The following is a 257-nucleotide window of genomic DNA, read 5'->3' on the forward strand; positions in this document are numbered from 1 at the left end:
TCCGTTATTTGCTGGAGGGGTCGTTCCTTGACCATTACCATTATTTTGTTCATTTTGTTTCTTTTCTTCTTCTTGTTTCTTTTGCTCTTCTAGTTTCTTTTGTTCTTCTTGCTTCTTAAGTTCCTCTTGTTGCTTTTGTTCTTCTTGTTTTTTCAGTTCTTCCTGTTTCTTTAATTCTTCTTGCTTTTTCTCTTCTTCAGTTTTTTGCTGCTGATCTTGTTTTGGTTGTTCTGTCGTGTCCGGCACGCTCGTATTTG

The 257-nt window shown here is 36.6% G+C and carries 1 pseudogene; it reads right to left on the reverse strand.

Annotated elements, in window-relative coordinates:
- Positions 1-257, reverse strand: a pseudogene (locus MR079_RS29605) (penicillin-binding protein); the annotation flags it as partial.

Source organism: Bacillus cereus group sp. BfR-BA-01381 (assembly GCF_022663555.1).
Taxonomy (GTDB): Bacteria; Bacillota; Bacilli; order Bacillales; family Bacillaceae_G; genus Bacillus_A; species Bacillus_A pacificus.